At 52.2% G+C, this 20056-nt stretch carries 21 protein-coding genes and 2 pseudogenes; 4 read left to right on the forward strand and 19 right to left on the reverse strand.

Annotated features, from left to right (window positions below):
* The first annotated feature begins 114 nt into the window (after positions 1–114).
* Positions 115–1980, forward strand: coding sequence for a 1-deoxy-D-xylulose-5-phosphate synthase (dxs, locus tag N2M06_RS11925; protein WP_346350853.1), 1866 nt, complete (start codon positions 115–117; stop codon positions 1978–1980).
* 13 nt (positions 1981–1993) lie between these two features.
* Positions 1994–2281, forward strand: coding sequence for a cupin domain-containing protein (locus N2M06_RS11930; RefSeq protein ID WP_019934411.1), 288 nt, complete (start codon positions 1994–1996; stop codon positions 2279–2281).
* Between the two features lie 3 nt (positions 2282–2284).
* Here N2M06_RS11930 and N2M06_RS11935 read toward each other — a convergent pair whose 3' ends face one another.
* From N2M06_RS11935 to N2M06_RS11970, 8 genes and pseudogenes are all read right to left on the reverse strand, one after another.
* A complete protein-coding gene (locus tag N2M06_RS11935) occupies positions 2285–2884 on the reverse strand; it encodes a LysE/ArgO family amino acid transporter (RefSeq protein ID WP_346350854.1) in 600 nt (199 codons plus the stop codon).
* Between the two features lie 66 nt (positions 2885–2950).
* Complete coding sequence (locus N2M06_RS11940; protein ID WP_346350855.1) at positions 2951–3361, reverse strand: GFA family protein; 411 nt, start codon at positions 3359–3361, stop codon at positions 2951–2953.
* A gap of 83 nt (positions 3362–3444) precedes the next feature.
* Entirely contained in the window at positions 3445–3870 is a 426-nt protein-coding gene (locus N2M06_RS11945) for a DUF1090 domain-containing protein (protein ID WP_346350856.1), read from the reverse strand.
* A 119-nt stretch (positions 3871–3989) separates the two neighbouring features.
* Positions 3990–4205: a hypothetical protein gene (locus N2M06_RS11950; RefSeq protein ID WP_346350857.1), complete on the reverse strand. Its 216-nt coding sequence runs from the start codon at positions 4203–4205 to the stop codon at positions 3990–3992.
* A 469-nt stretch (positions 4206–4674) separates the two neighbouring features.
* Positions 4675–5196, reverse strand: a complete 522-nt coding sequence (locus N2M06_RS11955) for a hypothetical protein (protein ID WP_346350858.1) — start codon at positions 5194–5196, stop codon at positions 4675–4677.
* Positions 5197–5264: 68 nt separating this feature from the next.
* On the reverse strand, positions 5265–6071 hold the full coding sequence (locus N2M06_RS11960) for a hypothetical protein (RefSeq protein WP_346350859.1): 807 nt from the start codon (positions 6069–6071) through the stop codon (positions 5265–5267).
* 542 nt (positions 6072–6613) lie between these two features.
* Positions 6614–7207: an ATP-binding protein gene (locus tag N2M06_RS11965; protein ID WP_346350860.1), complete on the reverse strand. Its 594-nt coding sequence runs from the start codon at positions 7205–7207 to the stop codon at positions 6614–6616.
* 37 nt (positions 7208–7244) lie between these two features.
* Positions 7245–8083: pseudogene (locus N2M06_RS11970) on the reverse strand (AadA family aminoglycoside 3''-O-nucleotidyltransferase).
* Between the two features lie 145 nt (positions 8084–8228).
* On the opposite strand from N2M06_RS11970, the pseudogene intI1 reads away from it, so the two are divergent.
* Positions 8229–9026, forward strand: a pseudogene (gene intI1, locus N2M06_RS11975) (class 1 integron integrase IntI1); the annotation flags it as partial.
* Positions 9027–9078: 52 nt separating this feature from the next.
* Here intI1 and N2M06_RS11980 read toward each other — a convergent pair.
* Together N2M06_RS11980 and tetR are read right to left on the reverse strand one after the other, a co-directional pair.
* Positions 9079–9783, reverse strand: coding sequence for an IS6-like element IS26 family transposase (locus tag N2M06_RS11980; protein ID WP_001067855.1), 705 nt, complete (start codon positions 9781–9783; stop codon positions 9079–9081).
* An 832-nt stretch (positions 9784–10615) separates the two neighbouring features.
* Positions 10616–11275, reverse strand: a complete 660-nt coding sequence (tetR, locus tag N2M06_RS11985; protein ID WP_128297852.1) for a tetracycline resistance transcriptional repressor TetR — start codon at positions 11273–11275, stop codon at positions 10616–10618.
* 105 nt (positions 11276–11380) lie between these two features.
* On the opposite strand from tetR, the gene tet(A) reads away from it, so the two are divergent.
* On the forward strand, positions 11381–12571 hold the full coding sequence (tet(A), locus tag N2M06_RS11990; protein ID WP_047706567.1) for a tetracycline efflux MFS transporter Tet(A): 1191 nt from the start codon (positions 11381–11383) through the stop codon (positions 12569–12571).
* Between the two features lie 55 nt (positions 12572–12626).
* Here tet(A) and N2M06_RS11995 read toward each other — a convergent pair whose 3' ends face one another.
* The 9 genes from N2M06_RS11995 to dfrA14 form a co-directional block, all read right to left on the reverse strand.
* The gene (locus tag N2M06_RS11995; protein ID WP_001260374.1) at positions 12627–12755 is read right to left on the reverse strand and encodes a type VI secretion protein; all 129 of its coding nucleotides are present in this window, start codon (positions 12753–12755) and stop codon (positions 12627–12629) included.
* Positions 12756–13019: 264 nt separating this feature from the next.
* Positions 13020–13724 (reverse strand): IS6-like element IS26 family transposase, encoded by a 705-nt coding sequence (locus N2M06_RS12000; RefSeq protein ID WP_001067848.1) that lies wholly within the window; start codon positions 13722–13724, stop codon positions 13020–13022.
* A gap of 501 nt (positions 13725–14225) precedes the next feature.
* On the reverse strand, positions 14226–14726 hold the full coding sequence (locus tag N2M06_RS12005; RefSeq protein ID WP_000376623.1) for a GNAT family N-acetyltransferase: 501 nt from the start codon (positions 14724–14726) through the stop codon (positions 14226–14228).
* A 127-nt stretch (positions 14727–14853) separates the two neighbouring features.
* Entirely contained in the window at positions 14854–15693 is an 840-nt protein-coding gene (sul1, locus tag N2M06_RS12010; RefSeq protein WP_000259031.1) for a sulfonamide-resistant dihydropteroate synthase Sul1, read from the reverse strand.
* Positions 15687–16034 carry a quaternary ammonium compound efflux SMR transporter QacE delta 1 gene (locus N2M06_RS12015; protein ID WP_000679427.1) on the reverse strand — a complete coding sequence of 116 codons (348 nt, stop codon included), beginning with the start codon at positions 16032–16034 and terminating at the stop codon, positions 15687–15689. The genes sul1 and N2M06_RS12015 overlap by 7 nt, the downstream gene beginning before the upstream one ends.
* 189 nt (positions 16035–16223) lie before the next feature.
* Complete coding sequence (locus N2M06_RS12020) at positions 16224–16871, reverse strand: hypothetical protein (RefSeq protein WP_346350861.1); 648 nt, start codon at positions 16869–16871, stop codon at positions 16224–16226.
* Between the two features lie 116 nt (positions 16872–16987).
* Positions 16988–17848, reverse strand: coding sequence for a hypothetical protein (locus N2M06_RS12025; protein ID WP_346350862.1), 861 nt, complete (start codon positions 17846–17848; stop codon positions 16988–16990).
* Positions 17845–19431 (reverse strand): AAA family ATPase, encoded by a 1587-nt coding sequence (locus N2M06_RS12030; protein ID WP_346350863.1) that lies wholly within the window; start codon positions 19429–19431, stop codon positions 17845–17847. The genes N2M06_RS12025 and N2M06_RS12030 overlap by 4 nt, the downstream gene beginning before the upstream one ends.
* A gap of 138 nt (positions 19432–19569) precedes the next feature.
* The gene (dfrA14, locus tag N2M06_RS12035; protein ID WP_004201280.1) at positions 19570–20043 is read right to left on the reverse strand and encodes a trimethoprim-resistant dihydrofolate reductase DfrA14; all 474 of its coding nucleotides are present in this window, start codon (positions 20041–20043) and stop codon (positions 19570–19572) included.
* Between the last annotated feature and the right edge of the window lie 13 nt (positions 20044–20056).

The raw sequence follows: 20056 nt of genomic DNA on the forward strand, positions 1-20056 counted from the left end.
AGTAAACCACTGTATAGATAGCCAGTTTAAAAGGAGAGGCGGGAACAGAGGCGGCTGACGCCGCCGCGCTATCCCTCTCCGTCCTAAAAGGAGGGGGGTTCCCGCGCAGAATTGATGAGTCTGAATATTGCCGATTATCCCACACTGGCTCTGGCCAACCTGCCGGAAGAGCTGCGCAGCCTGCCGCAAGAGCGGCTGCCGGCCCTGTGTGAGGAGCTGAGATCCTATTTGCTGCACTCGGTAAGCCGCAGCAGTGGTCACCTGGCCTCGGGGCTGGGCGTGGTGGAGCTGACAGTGGCGCTGCACTATGTGTATAACACCCCCTTTGACCGGCTGGTGTGGGATGTGGGCCATCAGGCCTATCCGCACAAAATTCTTACCGGCCGGCGCGAGCGCATGAGCAGCATTCGCCAGCTGGACGGCCTGCATCCCTTTCCCTGGCGGGAAGAAAGCGAATACGACACCCTTTGTGTGGGCCATTCCAGCACCAGCATAGGCGCGGCGCTGGGCATGGCGGTGGCCGCCGATGCCGAGCAGCAGAACCGCAAGGTGGTGGCCGTGATTGGTGACGGTGCCCTGACCGCCGGCATGGCCTTTGAAGCGCTCAACCACGCCGGTGATCTGCATAAAGATCTGCTGGTGGTGCTGAACGACAACGAAATGTCCATTTCCGAGAACGTGGGCGCACTCAACAACCATCTGGCGCGCATTATGTCGGGCTCGCTCTACAGCACCCTGCGCGAAGGCGGCAAAAAAGCGCTGGAGATGCTGCCGCCGCTGAAAGAGCTGGCCAAGCGCACCGAAGAGCACCTTAAAGGCATGGTGGTGCCCGGCACCCTGTTTGAAGAATTTGGCTTTAACTATGTGGGCCCGATAGACGGCCACGACATTGGTGCCCTTACCGACACCCTGCGCAATATGCGCAAGCTCAAGGGCCCGCAGCTACTGCACGTCATGACCCGCAAGGGCAAAGGCTATTTGCCTGCCGAGCAAGACCCTATTGGTTATCATGGCGTGCCCAAATTTGATCCCGCCACCAACAGCCTGCCCAAAAGTGCGCCGGCCAGCCCCAGCTATTCCGCCATTTTTGGCAACTGGCTGTGCGACATGGCCCGCCAGTGCAACAAGCTGATGGCCATTACTCCCGCCATGCGCGAAGGCTCCGGGCTGGTGCGCTATTCCCGGGAGTTTCCCGAGCGCTACTTTGATGTGGCCATTGCCGAGCAGCACGCCGTCACTCTGGCTGCAGGCATGGCCATAGAGGGCAAAAAGCCGATCGTTGCCATTTACTCCACCTTTTTGCAGCGGGCTTATGACCAGCTTATTCATGATGTGGCGCTGCAGAACCTGGATGTGCTCTTTGCCATTGACCGTGCCGGCATAGTGGGTGCCGACGGCCCCACTCATCAGGGTGCCTACGACTTAAGCTTTATGCGCACCGTGCCCAACATGGTGATCATGACGCCGGCGGACGAAAACGAATGCCGGCAAATGCTCTACACCGGCTATATGCACCCCGGCCCCGCCGCCGTGCGCTACCCGCGTGGCGGCGGCCCCGGTGCCGAAGTGAACAGCACCATGACGGCACTGGAAATTGGCAAGGGCCGGCGGCTGCGCCAGGGCAGCAAGATTGCCCTGCTGAACTTTGGTACTCTGCTGCCTGAGGCCGAAGCCGCCGCAGCAGCACTGAATGCCACCCTGGTAGATATGCGTTTTGTAAAACCCCTGGACGAAGCCCTGCTGCTGGAGCTGGCAGCCGATCACGAGCTGCTGGTCACACTGGAAGAAAACGCCATTATGGGCGGTGCCGGCTCGGCGGTAAACGAATGCCTGATGCGGCATAAAAAGCCCATGCCGGTGCTGAACCTGGGGTTACCCGACCGCTTTGTGGAGCAAGGCAGCCAGCAGCAAATCTGGGCCCGCCTGGGTCTGGATGCCGCCGGCATCATCCAGGCTGTGCAGCACTATCAACAGCGTTAACAAGGAGCAGTCAATGTCTGAACGTCCGGTTTTGCAGATTACCCAGCAAATTGATAACGAGCGCACCTGCGTTAATCACCTGCTGTTTCCTGCCGGTGGCGAAAGCCGGTGGCACCGTCATGAACGCGACTATGTCATTGTGCCCATGCAAAACTGTGTGCTGCACATTGATACCGGCGATGGCCCCAAACCGGCAGAAATGCGTGCCGGTGAGTGCTATTACCGGCCGGCCGGCACTGAGCACAATGTGCTGAATAACAGCAGTCAGGATATAGTGCTGATTGAGACGGAGCTGAAATAACCCTCAGGCTCCCGCCACCAGCGTGATTGCAATGGTAGTCATCATCACCCCCACCACAAACTCCAGCACCCGCCAGGCCTGGGGCCGCTGAAAGACCGGAGCCAGCACACGGGCTCCGTAACCCAGACTGAAAAAGAACACCAGTGACGCACAAATGGCACCAAAGGCAAACAGTCCCTGGGCCTGATATTGGGTAGAAATGGAGCCCAGCAGCACCATGGTATCCAGATAAACGTGCGGATTAAGCCAGGTAAAGGCCAGACACATGGCCACGGTTTTCAGCAGCGACTGCTGCGTATCTCCGGCTGCCGTCATGGCATGGCGGTTACTGAAGGCCGATTTAAAGCTTAACAGCGCATACACCGCCAAAAAAGCCGCCCCGCCATAACGGGCCACCGTTTCAATGGCCGGAAACTGCTTCACCATGGCACCAAAACCCGCCACCCCCAACGAGATAAGCACCGCATCAGACAGGGCACATACAGCACACACCACAAACACATGATGGCGCTTAATGCCCTGCTTCAGCACAAAGGCATTCTGGGAGCCAATGGCCAGAATAAGAGAAAAGCTCAAGGCAAAGCCGGCAAGAAAAGTGGACATGAACTAACAGCGCCTTATGGGGAGTAAACCGCTAATGGTACAGGCCGGCGCAGCCGGAATGTAGTCTTACGGATCTATATTCGGCATTTTGCTGAACACCGGCACGCCATCTGGCTGTTTACTCCAGTCCGCCTGATGGCAGGTAAAAATGCGCGCCGTGGGCAATAAAGAAATATCAGTGTCCAGACAGCCGGCCGGCACCACCAGCAAGCCGGCTATTTGTGTGTTGGGCAGGGCCGAGCCGCAATGCTTGCAAAAGCTTCTGCTGTGGCGAGTGCCTGGCAGCGTAAAAGACGTGACCGCCGTCGTTCCCGAGATCCACTCAATACTGGCCGATTGCGAGAACAGATTAGCCCCGTGGGCCGAACCGGTGTCTTTCTGGCAGCGCCGGCAATAACACAGATAAAAGCTGTCGAATTTGCCGTTTACCTCAAAACGCACAGTGCCGCACAGGCAGGAGCCGGAATGAATGGTCATCGGAATTCTCTTATGGCGTTAAACTGAAACACATGTCACGCACTGTCAGCTTACTTCCAGCCCATAACTATGCGCAGTTCTGTTTAATTCAGACCCGAAAGCTCCTTTTCAAGCTGATCAATTTCATCTTGCTCTTCTTCAATTTTTTGCTGGTATTTTCGAACATCATCCGCATCTCCATCTTCTTCAGCTTCCTTAAGATCAGCCCGATACGCTGCCAGATCTTCCCTGGCTTCTTCTATTTCTTCGGCCAGCTCCTTGCGAAGGCCTTCAACCGTGCAATGCTGCTTTGCCTCGGCCAATGCTTTTGCTAACCCAGCCGCTTTTCGATCATTGCCTCTTTCCTGAGCAATCTTAAGCTGACTCTCTATCTCACAGAACTTTCTGTCGCACCCTTTTAACTCTCCACAGTCCAAGGACGCCAGGGCCGGAGCTGCTGAAAAGAAAAAGAGCAATCCGGAAAGTACAGTGACTGTTACCGTTAACAAAAGGGGGAGCGCCTTGATCATGACTTTTCTCCTGAAGCTGGTATAAAAATAAACCATTGTAAACCAGTTTATAGTATTAATGCTGCATGCTGGCAACCCCAGCGCCGGGCACTCAAGGCGCTGGGGCTGATGGTAAAAAATTATTGTTTAACTAAAACACCTTCGTCTGTTTCATAGTCACTTAATGAAGGGTTAGCGCTGATATCAAGACTTTCCAACGGATTTCCGGTTGCCCACAGCGCCCTCAGTTTAGGGTTATGACTAATATCCAGAGCAGTAAGCTTGTTGTCTGTCAGATACAGCTTTGTCAACTTAATATTTTTGCTTACATCCAGTTCAGAGAGCTGGTTATACATCAGGCTCAATTTATTTAGCTACTCGCTCTGGCTTACATTGATTCCAGTCAGCTGGTTATAATTTAAACCAAGCTGAATTAAATCAGGATTAAAGCTGAAATCCATTTCTTTCAGATTATTTTCTTTTGCCCACAGATACTTCAGCTTGGTATTCTTTGACAAATCCAGCGTTTCCCACTTTACGCCCGAAAAACTGTCCACGCCAAAATGCGATTTTTAATGAGGCAACTTCACGAACTTTGGCATGTTTTACGGTTTGAGGGATTCAAAAATTTGAGCCCAAAATACTGATTTGCCGAAACAGAAAAATGGATTGTTAAAGAGAACGAAATTGAAGAAATACTTAAAAATTCACTTCGTCACATAACGCCCTGCACAGCGGAAAAGCGGAGCAGAGCCAATTTTTGGTAAAGTGAGCGCAGCGAACCAAAAATTGGCGGCGCGTAGTTTTTTCCGCTGTTGCTGATTGTTAACTGATTAAGTCTTGGTTCTCTCGCGAATATTGCCATAGCGCTTTATCCAGATATCTTATGGATATTTTGTTTCTGTCTGCTATGTCCTGGCACGTTCTTACATACTCTTGCCAGTACTCGAAAGTGTAATAACTTGGCTTATCTTCGCCCAGACTCCAAATCGCTCTAACATCCAGTATCGGATATCGTTCTGAAACACAAAAATGAAGTATGACGCTTGCTGTAGGCCACATTACGCCCTTTAAAAGCGTTAGACTTGCTATTCTCGAATATTCATCAGCTGTAGAAAACGAAAACCTAGTGAGCTCCTTAACTGAAGCTTCCAAGTTTTCCTTAGCACTACCAGCTTTTCTTGAGCTCTTCCATTCGCAAATATCGTATAAGTTACGTCCATCAAGGAACCCATTCTCCTTGGCAAACGTTCCTACTTTTTCAGGGCGATCATCTGTACCAAACTGGTATTTTTCGGCCCATGCTGATATCTCATTCTCAGGAAATCGCAGCTTAAATTCTGGCACTTGTGTCCCTTATCAGTTAACGCCCAAAGCAGCGCGCGCCGCTTTTTGGCGTCCGCAGCCTTTGATTGTTAGAACAGGCCTGCAATCTTCCCCACAAGCCCACTAATTATTGCGATGATTACTATGGTGGACCATAACCAGTGATCTTTAACGTATTCAACGATAGCCTTGGGGTGTATTCCGTAACGATCCTGCCATGTAGCATTGGTTATTAATGAACCATCTATTGTTCTTTCAAATATATTTGACATGCAATCTATTTTTCTGAGCGTTGACCTATGAAGCTTTACATATTCCCCAGCCTCGAAAGCGTCAGCCTCTTCTTTTCCGTTTAGCGCATCTTTATCAGTTATCTTATTTAACTCAACGATAGCTAAAAATCGACCTGCCTTGCTGTGCCCTACATATTGCCTGCCAAATAAAGAAACGAGCGCCCTTGCTAGATCAAACTTTTTATCATCCTGAATCTTATAGGGCTCACCGCCAAGAGCTTGAAATCTATGCTCAATGGCAGAAAAGCCATATGCTCCATCACGCATATTCCAATGTACAAAATGAAAGGTCTGTCTGTATTTAACAAACTCGAAGAAATCTTCCAGCATTTCCTTTTCAAGCTCATCATACCTTTCAGGTATCTCTTCAATTGGCACGCCATTTCTTTCAGCAATTTTATGTACAGAAAAACTCTCAGTTTGAGCCGTCTTTAGATTTCTGACAGCAATTGATGTTACGCGTGGAGTTCTTCCGTCTTTGATGTCATAAAAAGATTCACAAGAGTAATGAATCAGAAGAACTTGGTCTGCTTTTTCATACAAGGAAACCAACTCATTTCGAGTTTCCTTTCTTTTTTTGATTCTCAATAATTCTGAGGCCACTCAATTCCCTCTTAAGTTTGGTGTTCTAACACCGCGTTAAGGGGCAGCAACGCGCTACCACCAAACTTCAATTTACCACCGAAAATACAGATGCCACCATTTAAGCCAAAGTCGCCACGCGTTGACTGTCCCTCTTGAACGCCTTGTTAGGCATAACTACTTGTTGTTTGCCATATAGTTTGGATTACCAGCCAAATAGCTAGTATTGTCAAAGCTTGGTTTAACACATCTTACTGCACCGTCTAACATTGCTAATTGCTGAAATTCCGAAGTAAGAAACAGCTTTATGTGGCAATGGAGGTCTCGGGATTCGTGCCTAAATACTGCAACCAAGTACTCTGGGCTACTGGCTTGTTCATAAACTTTGGTCAGATGACATTGATATTCACTTAATATCGATTGTGATATAAGCGCATCGCCCAAATTCACAGAAAACCACTCACATGTTGAAATCATAATGTTCTGCCTAACGCCGCCAGCACGCGCGGCTTTGTAGTGAAGGCGAAGCCGCAATGGAAAAACCGTCGCCGTGCCTGGCCTTGTTAAAAACCGATTGCGCCAAGAGTGATACCGACCACCACACCGACAATACCACCTATCGAATGGTCTTTAATCTTCGACTTCAAGCTATTTCCTTCAGAAACTTCGCTGCTCAGACTGCTAATGGTCTTTTCTAGCGCTTCAATCATTAAAGTTTGCTTTTCCAAAACGCCAGAAAGGGCGTCAATAGAGCCACTTGATGAGCCGAGTAACGACCTGATTTCCTCTTGGTGCATCACTCTAATGTTCTCGCCGCTTCGTATGTAGGCACCTGAGTCACAAAAGACAATTTGATCCGATTTTTCGACCCTTATAACAGCAACATTTAGCACGGTACGTGTTTGCTTTATATCGAAAGTTACAACATCAGATGAGCTGAGCATTCCAAGAGCTTTTTCGATCTTTGTCCTTGTTGAATCAGGATCTACACCATCTATAGTAGAAGAATCACTGACCCCAAGCAGAATCGTCCCACCATCTGTGTTTGCAAATGCAGACACTACTTTTGCGATGGTGAGTGGAGAGACGTCGGCGCGTAGAAACTCAACGTTTTGATTCTCTCCATGAGACATCATTTCAATAATATTGATTTCCAATGTGCACTCCGAGTCTCTTTGGTTTTTAACGCCGGAGTTAAGCCGCCGCGCGTAGCGCGGTCGGCTTGAACGAATTGTTAGACATCATTTACCAACTGACTTGATGATCTCGCCTTTCACAAAGCGAATAAATTCTTCCAAGTGATCTGCGCGTGAGGCCAAGTGATCTTCTTTTTGTCCCAGATAAGCTTGCTTAGCTTCAAGTAAGACGGGCTGATACTGGGCAGGTAGGCGTTTTATTGCCCAGTCGGCAGCGACATCCTTCGGCGCGATTTTGCCGGTTATTGCGCTGTACCAAATGCGGGACAACGTAAGCACTACATTTCGCTCATCGCCGGCCCAGTCGGGCTGCGAGTTCCATAGCTTCAAGGTTTCCCTCAGCGCCTCGAATAGATCCTGTTCAGGAACCGGGTCAAAGAATTCCTCCGCTGCCGGACCTACCAAGGCAACGCTATGTTCTCTTGCTTTTGTAAGCAGGATAGCTAGATCAATGTCGATCATGGCTGGCTCGAAGATACCCGCAAGAATGTCATTGCGCTGCCATTCTCCAAATTGCAGCTCGCGCTTAGCCGGATAACGCCACGGGATGATGTCGTCATGCACGACAAGGGTGACTTCTATAGCGCGGAGCGTCTCGCTCTCGCCAGGGAAAGCCGAAGCCTCCATAAGGTCATTGAGCAATGCTCGCCGCGTCGTTTCATCAAGCTTTACGGCCACAGTAACCAACAAATCAATATCGCTGTATGGCTTCAGGCCGCCATCCACTGCGGAGCCGTACAAATGCACGGCCAGCAACGTTGATTCCAGATGGCGCTCAATGACGCTTAGCACCTCTGATAGTTGGTTCGAAATTTCGATGGTCACCGCTACCCTCATGATGTCTAACTTTGTTTTAGGGCGACTGCCCTGCTGCGTAACATCGTTGCTGCTCCATAACATCAAACATCGACCCACGGCGTAACGCGCTTGCTGCTTGGATGCCCGAGGCATAGACTGTACAAAAAAACAGTCATAACAAGCCATGAAAACCGCCACTGCGCCGTTACCACCGCTGCGTTCGGTCAAGGTTCTGGACCAGTTGCGTGAGCGCATACGCTACTTGCATTACAGTTTACGAACCGAACAGGCTTATGTCCACTGGGTTCGTGCCTTCATCCGTTTCCACGGTGTGCGTCACCCGGCAACCTTGGGCAGCAGCGAAGTCGAGGCATTTCTGTCCTGGCTGGCGAACGAGCGCAAGGTTTCGGTCTCCACGCATCGTCAGGCATTGGCGGCCTTGCTGTTCTTCTACGGCAAGGTGCTGTGCACGGATCTGCCCTGGCTTCAGGAGATCGGAAGACCTCGGCCGTCGCGGCGCTTGCCGGTGGTGCTGACCCCGGATGAAGTGGTTCGCATCCTCGGTTTTCTGGAAGGCGAGCATCGTTTGTTCGCCCAGCTTCTGTATGGAACGGGCATGCGGATCAGTGAGGGTTTGCAACTGCGGGTCAAGGATCTGGATTTCGATCACGGCACGATCATCGTGCGGGAGGGCAAGGGCTCCAAGGATCGGGCCTTGATGTTACCCGAGAGCTTGGCACCCAGCCTGCGCGAGCAGCTGTCGCGTGCACGGGCATGGTGGCTGAAGGACCAGGCCGAGGGCCGCAGCGGCGTTGCGCTTCCCGACGCCCTTGAGCGGAAGTATCCGCGCGCCGGGCATTCCTGGCCGTGGTTCTGGGTTTTTGCGCAGCACACGCATTCGACCGATCCACGGAGCGGTGTCGTGCGTCGCCATCACATGTATGACCAGACCTTTCAGCGCGCCTTCAAACGTGCCGTAGAAGGCACTGTTGCAAAGTTAGCGATGAGGCAGCCTTTTGTCTTATTCAAAGGCCTTACATTTCAAAAACTCTGCTTACCAGGCGCATTTCGCCCAGGGGATCACCATAATAAAATGCTGAGGCCTGGCCTTTGCGTAGTGCACGCATCACCTCAATACCTTTGATGGTGGCGTAAGCCGTCTTCATGGATTTAAATCCCAGCGTGGCGCCGATTATCCGTTTCAGTTTGCCATGATCGCATTCAATCACGTTGTTCCGGTACTTAATCTGTCGGTGTTCAACGTCAGACGGGCACCGGCCTTCGCGTTTGAGCAGAGCAAGCGCGCGACCATAGGCGGGCGCTTTATCCGTGTTGATGAATCGCGGGATCTGCCACTTCTTCACGTTGTTGAGGATTTTACCCAGAAACCGGTATGCAGCTTTGCTGTTACGACGGGAGGAGAGATAAAAATCGACAGTGCGGCCCCGGCTGTCGACGGCCCGGTACAGATACGCCCAGCGGCCATTGACCTTCACGTAGGTTTCATCCATGTGCCACGGGCAAAGATCGGAAGGGTTACGCCAGTACCAGCGCAGCCGTTTTTCCATTTCAGGCGCATAACGCTGAACCCAGCGGTAAATCGTGGAGTGATCGACATTCACTCCGCGTTCAGCCAGCATCTCCTGCAGCTCACGGTAACTGATGCCGTATTTGCAGTACCAGCGTACGGCCCACAGAATGATGTCACGCTGAAAATGCCGGCCTTTGAATGGGTTCATGTGCAGCTCCATCAGCAAAAGGGGATGATAAGTTTATCACCACCGACTATTTGCAACAGTGCCCATAGGCTTCATCAGCGCCTGACTGGCGAGCACGATTCCGGCCCTAGCCGCAGGATCGCGCAGGACGACCTAGTTACGAACCAGGCCGAGTGTTCCTGACATCCATCGGCACCATAGTTCTGCTTATCCGGCACGCGCGCGTCAGGGGTGTGGTGAACTACAAAGCAGACCCGTTGAGGTTATCAGTTCGATGCACAATCAGCAGCGCATAAAATATGCACAAGAACAGGAGCACCCTTCGCATTAAGCTGTGGTGGTAACAAGTAGTGCCGGGCTACCATCAGCGAGCATGATGCGCTCCCACAGCATTCGCCTTGGCAGTATGGAAGTTCCTCGCTCCAGTTCGGGCCGGTATCCACCTCGAGTGACCCCAGCCGCCCCTCATGCCAACCGAGCCCATTAAGCGCAGAGTCGGCCGCAACTATCTCGGGGACGCATAAACACGCAGCGATTTACCAAGGAGTTCGGCTAGGTCAATCCGCAATTCCCTTTGCCTGGCCGGAGATGCCGCGAGCAAACAATGTGTCCGGTCGCTACCAGATGGACTTTGTGGGCGGAGGATTGCACCAGACGCTTCAGCGCAGCGTCGTACGATGAATCGGAAGGCCCGGTAAGCAATTGAAGAACCGCTGACCACCTCCCATCCGACAATGCAAGGGTGCCCCGCTCCCAGCGCGACACGGTTGCCTGATCCACACCCATTAATTCAGCTAGGTGACTTTGCTTCATATGACGAAGCAACCGCGCCCTCCGCACCTGCCGCCCCCTGTCATTCGTCAACATTCTTCAGCACCTCAATGTCGTTCGTAGTGAGCCTCATTTTTTCAAGACCGCCGATGATGAGAGCCAGGCCTCGCTCGAATGCCGCGTCCGGACCGCCTTCGTAGACGATTTTCATCGCGCTCTGTAGGCGCGCCGGCATCGTAGACGCTGAGGTGGTCAACTGATCTTCGCCCCGCTCCTCGGCGTCTGCCTCGCTAGCTTGCTGCTCAAGAACAGCGCCGACGGTGAAGTAGCTGATTGCCATCAACGCATAGGTCGCGTCACCTGCCGAAAAGCCAGCATCGCAAAGGAAGCGAAGCTGCGCGTCGGCTTTTTCCATCTGCGGCGCGGCTGGCCGCGTCCCGGCATGAATACGCGCGCCATCGCGATAAGCGAGCAACGCCCGTCGAAAACTGCATGCATTGCCCTTCAGGAATGAGCGCCAGTCGTCGTCGGCTCTCGGCACCGAATGCGTATGATTCTCCGCCAGCATGGCTTCGGCCAGTGCGTCGAGCAGCGCCCGCTTGTTCCTGAAGTGCCAGTAAAGCGCCGGCTGCTGAACCCCCAACCGTTCCGCCAGTTTGCGTGTCGTCAGACCGTCTACGCCGACCTCGTTCAACAGGTCCAGGGCGGCACGGATCACTGTATTCGGCTGCAACTTTGTCATGCTTGACACTTTATCACTGATAAACATAATATGTCCACCAACTTATCAGTGATAAAGAATCCGCGCGTTCAATCGGACCAGCGGAGGCTGGTCCGGAGGCCAGACGTGAAACCCAACAGACCCCTGATCGTAATTCTGAGCACTGTCGCGCTCGACGCTGTCGGCATCGGCCTGATTATGCCGGTGCTGCCGGGCCTCCTGCGCGATCTGGTTCACTCGAACGACGTCACCGCCCACTATGGCATTCTGCTGGCGCTGTATGCGTTGATGCAATTTGCCTGCGCACCTGTGCTGGGCGCGCTGTCGGATCGTTTCGGGCGGCGGCCGGTCTTGCTCGTCTCGCTGGCCGGCGCTGCTGTCGACTACGCCATCATGGCGACGGCGCCTTTCCTTTGGGTTCTCTATATCGGGCGGATCGTGGCCGGCATCACCGGGGCGACTGGGGCGGTAGCCGGCGCTTATATTGCCGATATCACTGATGGCGATGAGCGCGCGCGGCACTTCGGCTTCATGAGCGCCTGTTTCGGGTTCGGGATGGTCGCGGGACCTGTGCTCGGTGGGCTGATGGGCGGTTTCTCCCCCCACGCTCCGTTCTTCGCCGCGGCAGCCTTGAACGGCCTCAATTTCCTGACGGGCTGTTTCCTTTTGCCGGAGTCGCACAAAGGCGAACGCCGGCCGTTACGCCGGGAGGCTCTCAACCCGCTCGCTTCGTTCCGGTGGGCCCGGGGCATGACCGTCGTCGCCGCCCTGATGGCGGTCTTCTTCATCATGCAACTTGTCGGACAGGTGCCGGCCGCGCTTTGGGTCATTTTCGGCGAGGATCGCTTTCACTGGGACGCGACCACGATCGGCATTTCGCTTGCCGCATTTGGCATTCTGCATTCACTCGCCCAGGCAATGATCACCGGCCCTGTAGCCGCCCGGCTCGGCGAAAGGCGGGCACTCATGCTCGGAATGATTGCCGACGGCACAGGCTACATCCTGCTTGCCTTCGCGACACGGGGATGGATGGCGTTCCCGATCATGGTCCTGCTTGCTTCGGGTGGCATCGGAATGCCGGCGCTGCAAGCAATGTTGTCCAGGCAGGTGGATGAGGAACGTCAGGGGCAGCTGCAAGGCTCACTGGCGGCGCTCACCAGCCTGACCTCGATCGTCGGACCCCTCCTCTTCACGGCGATCTATGCGGCTTCTATAACAACGTGGAACGGGTGGGCATGGATTGCAGGCGCTGCCCTCTACTTGCTCTGCCTGCCGGCGCTGCGTCGCGGTGCATGGAGCCGGGCCACCTCGACCTGAATGGAAGCCGGCGGCACCTCGCTAACGGATTCACCACTCCAAGAATTGGAGCCAATCAATTCTTGCGGAGAACTGTGAATGCGCAAACCAACCCTTGGCAGAACATATCCATCGCGTCCGCCATCTCCAGCAGCCGCACGCGGCGCATCTCGGGCAGCGTTGGGTCCTGGCCACGGGTGCGCATGATCGTGCTCCTGTCGTTGAGGACCCGGCTAGGCTGGCGGGGTTGCCTTACTGGTTAGCAGAATGAATCACCGATACGCGAGCGAACGTGAAGCGACTGCTGCTGCAAAACGTCTGCGACCTGAGCAACAACATGAATGGTCTTCGGTTTCCGTGTTTCGTAAAGTCTGGAAACGCGGAAGTCCCCTACGTGCTGCTGAAGTTGCCCGCAACGGCACTGTTGCAAAGTTAGCGATGAGGCAGCCTTTTGTCTTATTCAAAGGCCTTACATTTCAAAAACTCTGCTTACCAGGCGCATTTCGCCCAGGGGATCACCATAATAAAATGCTGAGGCCTGGCCTTTGCGTAGTGCACGCATCACCTCAATACCTTTGATGGTGGCGTAAGCCGTCTTCATGGATTTAAATCCCAGCGTGGCGTCGATTATCCGTTTCAGTTTGCCATGATCGCATTCAATCACGTTGTTCCGGTACTTAATCTGTCGGTGTTCAACGTCAGACGGGCACCGGCCTTCGCGTTTGAGCAGAGCAAGCGCGCGACCATAGGCGGGCGCTTTATCCGTGTTGATGAATCGCGGGATCTGCCACTTCTTCACGTTGTTGAGGATTTTACCCAGAAACCGGTATGCAGCTTTGCTGTTACGACGGGAGGAGAGATAAAAATCGACAGTGCGGCCCCGGCTGTCGACGGCCCGGTACAGATACGCCCAGCGGCCATTGACCTTCACGTAGGTTTCATCCATGTGCCACGGGCAAAGATCGGAAGGGTTACGCCAGTACCAGCGCAGCCGTTTTTCCATTTCAGGCGCATAACGCTGAACCCAGCGGTAAATCGTGGAGTGATCGACATTCACTCCGCGTTCAGCCAGCATCTCCTGCAGCTCACGGTAACTGATGCCGTATTTGCAGTACCAGCGTACGGCCCACAGAATGATGTCACGCTGAAAATGCCGGCCTTTGAATGGGTTCATGTGCAGCTCCATCAGCAAAAGGGGATGATAAGTTTATCACCACCGACTATTTGCAACAGTGCCGTATTGAGCATAGTCGAGATTGGTGCAGATCACTTCTGATATTGAACTGTCAGGAGCTGGCTGCACAACAGCCATTACGCCCAATCAACTGGTGCAGTCGTCTTCTGAAAATGACATTTGGTATCTCTCATAAACGGATGTTTTTGAGAGAACTATCTTCGGCCTTCACACGCACGAAAGGCGGCGAAGCTCCGCCGTTAATCCGTCCGCCGGAGATCTCGCCCAGGCAGGCTGAAGGCCGAGCAAGCCTGACAGGCCCGAAAAGCCCGGCACGGGCGTCGGCGGCGATGACGGCGGCGGCATTATCCAGGGTTGATGATGGAAGTGGAGGATATCGACAACCTCTCGCGCAACCAAGACATCGCGGTCGGACTGCAAGTGATCTTGAAGCCACGGGCCCGTCCCACCCCGACATGGACCTCGATGCCCGAACGGACGTTAGATTTCGAGTTCTAGGCGTTCTGCGATGAAGGTTGGATCCCAGCCGGGATTGAAAGTGTCGACGTGGGTGAATCCGAGCCGCTCGTATAGGCCACGCAGGTTCGGGTGGCAGTCGAGCCGCAGCTTGGCGCACCCCTGCGTTCGCGCGGCATGGCGGCAAGCCTCGATCAGCGCGGAGCTGACACCCCGGCCCGCATGTGTCCGTCGCACCGCGAGCTTGTGCAGATATGCGGCCTCCCCCTTGAGGGCGTCGGGCCAGAACTCGGGATCCTCGGCCGACAAGGTGCAACAGCCGACGATGCCGTCGCTGCAACTCGCGACTAGGAGCTCGGATCTCAGGACGAAGGTCTCCGCGAATGTCCGGTCGATCCGCGCGACGTCCCAGGCGGGCGTTCCCTTGGCGGACATCCACGCCGCAGCGTCGTGCATCAGCCGCACAACCTCGTCGATATCACCCGAGCAGGCGACCCGAACGTTCGGAGGCTCCTCGCTGTCCATTCGCTCCCCTGGCGCGGTATGAACCGCCGCCTCATAGTGCAGTTTGATCCTGACGAGCCCAGCATGTCTGCGCCCACCTTCGCGGAACCTGACCAGGGTCCGCTAGCGGGCGGCCGGAAGGTGAATGCTAGGCATGATCTAACCCTCGGTCTCTGGCGTCGCGACTGCGAAATTTCGCGAGGGTTTCCGAGAAGGTGATTGCGCTTCGCAGATCTCCAGGCGCGTGGGTGCGGACGTAGTCAGCGCCATTGCCGATCGCGTGAAGTTCCGCCGCAAGGCTCGCTGGACCCAGATCCTTTACAGGAAGGCCAACGGTGGCGCCCAAGAAGGATTTCCGCGACACCGAGACCAATAGCGGAAGCCCCAACGCCGACTTCAGCTTTTGAAGGTTCGACAGCACGTGCAGCGATGTTTCCGGTGCGGGGCTCAAGAAAAATCCCATCCCCGGATCGAGGATGAGCCGGTCGGCAGCGACCCCGCTCCGTCGCAAGGCGGAAACCCGCGCCTCGAAGAACCGCACAATCTCGTCGAGCGCGTCTTCGGGTCGAAGGTGACCGGTGCGGGTGGCGATGCCATCCCGCTGCGCTGAGTGCATAACCACCAGCCTGCAGTCCGCCTCAGCAATATCGGGATAGAGCGCAGGGTCAGGAAATCCTTGGATATCGTTCAGGTAGCCCACGCCGCGCTTGAGCGCATAGCGCTGGGTTTCCGGTTGGAAGCTGTCGATTGAAACACGGTGCATCTGATCGGACAGGGCGTCTAAGAGCGGCGCAATACGTCTGATCTCATCGGCCGGCGATACAGGCCTCGCGTCCGGATGGCTGGCGGCCGGTCCGACATCCACGACGTCTGATCCGACTCGCAGCATTTCGATCGCCGCGGTGACAGCGCCGGCGGGGTCTAGCCGCCGGCTCTCATCGAAGAAGGAGTCCTCGGTGAGATTCAGAATGCCGAACACCGTCACCATGGCGTCGGCCTCCGCAGCGACTTCCACGATGGGGATCGGGCGAGCAAAAAGGCAGCAATTATGAGCCCCATACCTACAAAGCCCCACGCATCAAGCTTTTGCCCATGAAGCAACCAGGCAATGGCTGTAATTATGACGACGCCGAGTCCCGACCAGACTGCATAAGCAACACCGACAGGGATGGATTTCAGAACCAGAGAAAGAAAATAAAATGCGATGCCATAACCGATTATGACAACGGCGGAAGGGGCAAGCTTAGTAAAGCCCTCGCTAGATTTTAATGCGGATGTTGCGATTACTTCGCCAACTATTGCGATAACAAGAAAAAGCCAGCCTTTCATGATATATCTCCCAATTTGTGTAGGGCTTATTATGCACGCTTAAAAATAATAAAAGCAGACTTGACCTGATAGTTTGGCTGTGAGCAATTATGTGCTTAGTGCATCTAACGCCTCAATAACCGGCAGCCGAAATGCAGCGAAGCGGAATGTAGGCTGTCCGGCGCCGCAGGCGCGTAGTTGATTGACTTGTTAGGCATTGTAGTTACTTACAAACGATGCAGCATAATCAAGAAACGGGCCGAGACGCCAATATGCAGTTTTTGATTGAGCTATTTCTACATCAAGCTGTTTCGATGCTTCTGTTTCAATATGAGCTAGGTTTCTTAGCTCATAGGTACGCTTAATATCCTCAGCATAAGCCGCTTCGAGAAAGCCAATGCGTACTGCACAATCAACTTTATCTTTAAATGGTATTGAATTTTTGGGGGTTCTTGCGTCGCGATACACGCAGGTGAATATATCTTCGTCCCCATACTTAACCTTGGTTAGACTGCCCAAGGCGTTAACTGGCTTATATGCCTTATGAGTTTGAAGCTGCATCACTTCTGGATGTTCTTTAAGCAACCCCCACAACAAGTTGGTTATCACAGCCTCATATATAGAGGCATATTGCATAATTTGGAATTTCACAAATGGATGCTGCTCGTCATTTTGAACGAATGTAGCCTCCATTAGTTTGTAGACATAACGTGCAGAGTAAAAAGCCCTTCCCAAACGAAGCCTAAGCTCAGCGTCGTCAATAAATGAGAATTTATCTATGTGCCAAGACATATCTCCAGGGAGATCTCTTACACAATAATCATGGATGAGATTTCTAGTTTCTTCTGCTAAAGGCATGATCTTCCTTAGTGTTGCCTAACGCTCGCATTTGCGGCTGGTTTGGAGCGCAGCGTAAAACCAGTCCGACAATATGCGCTTGTTATGACCTAGTCTTAGACCTCCAATCGCACCACTCACAAAAACCCCCTATCACAATACCAATCACTGATAGCAAGCGCTTGAAACATGGCTGTTTGCCATGAATTGCTGTGCTGCCGATAGTTTGCCTGTGCTTCAATCATTAGGTGTTGTCTGACTCCCTCTGCACCCAACAACTCTCTATAACGCGATAAGGTATCTCTCAAACAAGCAATTTGGTTACTAGCTTCTACCGAATAACGAGCTGCCAATTTAAAGTCTCTAAAATGAGATTGGACCCTCGCCTTAGAAATGTCATCCCAGTGAGTCGGCGCCTGAACATAAAAACGGATAGTCGCCGGCGCCGTGTGCATAACCTCAGCATAAAGCCACTGCTCATCAACAAAGCTCTGATGATCATAATATGGGTGTAGACTCTGATCTCCTGCTGTAGAAGAAACAGCAATGCTTTTTCCCGTATTACAATCCTTACAGGAAGGCACGAGATTAAGTGGCACAACCGACAACTGCGGATACTTGGTTTTCGGCAAATAGTGATCGAGAGTAGATGCATGTCCCATTCCGCAAAATGGGCATCGACCTAATGGTGCTCGGGACAACAATGAATCATATATTGCCCTAGCAGGCTTGGCCCTGCCCACCATATGCGTGCTATAGACAGTCGTTAGCTCCTTTTTAGTTACAGTACCTAATGCTATATCTTCATTACCACAATCATTTGGAGGAAGAGTATAAAGCTGTTTAGCCGTAGCCCTTTGATGGTAATCACTAGCTGCAACGCCGATAACATTTTTTAATGCATTTAGCCGAATGCGTAGATCTCCATCTGTAATGCTATTAACACAGGTTTGATAAACTTCCTGCGGATCTTCATTTGGGGCGATCATGGCTCTCATTCTTGAGCACCTGCCTGTGAGTTTCTAATTGCTATCATCGATCGCAGTATCGCTTTACCTTCAAAACCCAATTGATAATGATATTCCTGCTCTATTTCTTCATAGCTCTTACCCTCATCAACTGAGCCTGCCAGCAAATCATGAAAACCTGACTTTGAAACCTCTAACCCGAATACCTCTCGCGTCAAAACACCCACGTTCTCAGCAAAAGTCTCGTTTTCTGGCCTATCGACGTTTGAAACCAGTCGGGTTCTTCGAAGAATAGACACACATGATTTAGGCACCTCCTGCAAAACAACTGGGGAGTGAGTGGCGATAATCGCTACGCCATTACGATTAACAAGTAGATCAGACAACGCCCGAGTGAATGCAGAAAGCAGTGGCGGATGAAGATGGCTTTCTGGCTCATCAAGTAGGACTAATGTTTTTTCTTCAACGGTTTCAACCAATTTTGTAATGGTTAAAAGTACTATTGCATGACCTGAACTCATTCGATCAAACAACGCTGTAGCTGTTTCAGAAAATTGACGTTTGTTATCCGATAGATCTTCGTCATATACACTGGTTAGCTGGCACAAGTCCATTTCTGCAAAATTAAAGTCTGACTCCAATTTTATAACAGCATTAACCCACCGATTTCGTTTTGCCATTAGCGCAAAGCACAGTTTTAAACTTCCAGTAAAATCTCGACATAGATCATCTTTTTCTTTTAGGCTCCACCGGGCCTGACCTTGTTGAGCTACTCGCTTTTTTAATCCAACGTAGTAGTAACGCATCCCTGCGTTCTCATCAGGCTGGTCTTCAGGGGGGGTAAAAGGATCGAACGCACTAAAGGATACTGATACAACTCCTGCGAAATAATCATCATGAAGCGCGGCGGCACCTGACCAGGCAGAGCGCGTAGCAAAATAGCCCGTTTCCACCACATCCCCCCGCTCAGGAAGCAATGCATCTACCATATTATTCAACAGGGTTGTTTTCCCTACGCCATTACGGCCAATCAATATATGGATATTGGAAGAAGGCTTGGTATTTGGCTCAACGCGAAACTCAACTGTAATACCCGAATAACGTTCATTCGGCGCCTTCTGGTAGAAAAAATCATAGCTTGTAAGTGGAGCCTCGTGTCGTAGAATCCTACGAAACTGCTGCTCTATAGTTGAACGATTAACATTCCTCATTAACGAGGTATTAAAAGCACCTTCATTCTCAGCTATAGCCAAGCGGCCTGGATCGTGAGTGACATCGCCTAGCGCCGTTAGCACATTAACTGCCATATCATTAGATAGGCTATCTATAATATTTCGGTAGTAGTCGGCATCCTGGCCCAGAGAAAAGAAATTTTCTGGCAACACATCGAACTGTTGCGCGATCTGCTCTTCAGTCCACCCCCCATCTTGACCAACAAAGCCGATCTTAAGATTACCGATTTCTCGCTTATTACCTTGTTCATCAAAGACAGTAAGGGTAAATAGCGTCTTATGACCGAAATCATCCCAGTTATCAGATTGCAGATAGGCCGTATTACGAGCTTGAGCGGGGAGGTAACCACGCCTAGCAAGCTTTTGGAATATGATTGCCACTAAAATGTTTCCTTTATTCAAATCTCAAAAGACGCAATGACAAGCGGGTTCGTAAAAGTCATAACGTCGCTATCAATCGCGGAAAAGGCGTAGTGCGCGAAGCGAACGAAGCTTTTTGCCGTCGATTGCATAGCTTTGTTAACCCTTTTTCCAAATTTGATAGCAATAGTTAATGTTTGAAGTAAAGTGTTGCTCAAAAACAACTTCGAAGGTATTTGGAATACTCGGGAAGAAAACATCCCCCTCTGGCTCGATGTCGATCGTCGATAAGTGGAGCGTAGAGGCCATGGGTAATGTTTCTCGGTAAATTTCTCCGCCACCAGACACTATAACGTGACCGGTGAATTCAGCTAGCCTGTCCATGGCCTCTTCGATTGACTGAAATACAACTACATTGTCATCATTTGATGTCCAACCTGAGCGGGTAACGACCGCGTATTTCCTATTGGGGAGTGCGCCCATAGATTCAAACGTCTTGCGACCCACCAGAAGCCACTGATTGTAGGTCAATGCTTTAAAAAGTAGCTGCTCCCCTTTCGCGGACCAGGGTATGTCTGGACCGCAACCAATCACGCCGTTTTTCGCTTTCGCAGCCATCAATGATACTTTCAAGGTTCTCATCCTG

The organism is Oceanimonas sp. AH20CE76 (assembly GCF_039654065.1).
Taxonomy (GTDB): domain Bacteria; phylum Pseudomonadota; class Gammaproteobacteria; order Enterobacterales; family Aeromonadaceae; genus Oceanimonas; species Oceanimonas smirnovii.

Excerpts from the sequence above, each read along its gene's own strand:
- dxs (WP_346350853.1), top strand. The coding sequence starts at position 115 with ATGAGTCTGAATATTGCCGATTATCCCACACTGGCTCTGGCCAACCTG.
- N2M06_RS11930 (WP_019934411.1), top strand. The coding sequence starts at position 1,994 with ATGTCTGAACGTCCGGTTTTGCAGATTACCCAGCAAATTGATAACGAG.
- N2M06_RS11935 (WP_346350854.1), bottom strand. The coding sequence starts at position 2,884 with ATGTCCACTTTTCTTGCCGGCTTTGCCTTGAGCTTTTCTCTTATTCTG.
- N2M06_RS11940 (WP_346350855.1), bottom strand. The coding sequence starts at position 3,361 with ATGACCATTCATTCCGGCTCCTGCCTGTGCGGCACTGTGCGTTTTGAG.
- N2M06_RS11945 (WP_346350856.1), bottom strand. The coding sequence starts at position 3,870 with ATGATCAAGGCGCTCCCCCTTTTGTTAACGGTAACAGTCACTGTACTT.
- N2M06_RS11950 (WP_346350857.1), bottom strand. The coding sequence starts at position 4,205 with ATGTATAACCAGCTCTCTGAACTGGATGTAAGCAAAAATATTAAGTTG.
- N2M06_RS11980 (WP_001067855.1), bottom strand. The coding sequence starts at position 9,783 with ATGAACCCATTCAAAGGCCGGCATTTTCAGCGTGACATCATTCTGTGG.
- tetR (WP_128297852.1), bottom strand. The coding sequence starts at position 11,275 with ATGACAAAGTTGCAGCCGAATACAGTGATCCGTGCCGCCCTGGACCTG.
- N2M06_RS11995 (WP_001260374.1), bottom strand. The coding sequence starts at position 12,755 with ATGCGCACCCGTGGCCAGGACCCAACGCTGCCCGAGATGCGCCGCGTG.
- N2M06_RS12000 (WP_001067848.1), bottom strand. The coding sequence starts at position 13,724 with ATGAACCCATTCAAAGGCCGGCATTTTCAGCGTGACATCATTCTGTGG.
- N2M06_RS12005 (WP_000376623.1), bottom strand. The coding sequence starts at position 14,726 with ATGGACAGCGAGGAGCCTCCGAACGTTCGGGTCGCCTGCTCGGGTGAT.
- sul1 (WP_000259031.1), bottom strand. The coding sequence starts at position 15,693 with ATGGTGACGGTGTTCGGCATTCTGAATCTCACCGAGGACTCCTTCTTC.
- N2M06_RS12015 (WP_000679427.1), bottom strand. The coding sequence starts at position 16,034 with ATGAAAGGCTGGCTTTTTCTTGTTATCGCAATAGTTGGCGAAGTAATC.
- N2M06_RS12020 (WP_346350861.1), bottom strand. The coding sequence starts at position 16,871 with ATGCCTTTAGCAGAAGAAACTAGAAATCTCATCCATGATTATTGTGTA.
- N2M06_RS12025 (WP_346350862.1), bottom strand. The coding sequence starts at position 17,848 with ATGAGAGCCATGATCGCCCCAAATGAAGATCCGCAGGAAGTTTATCAA.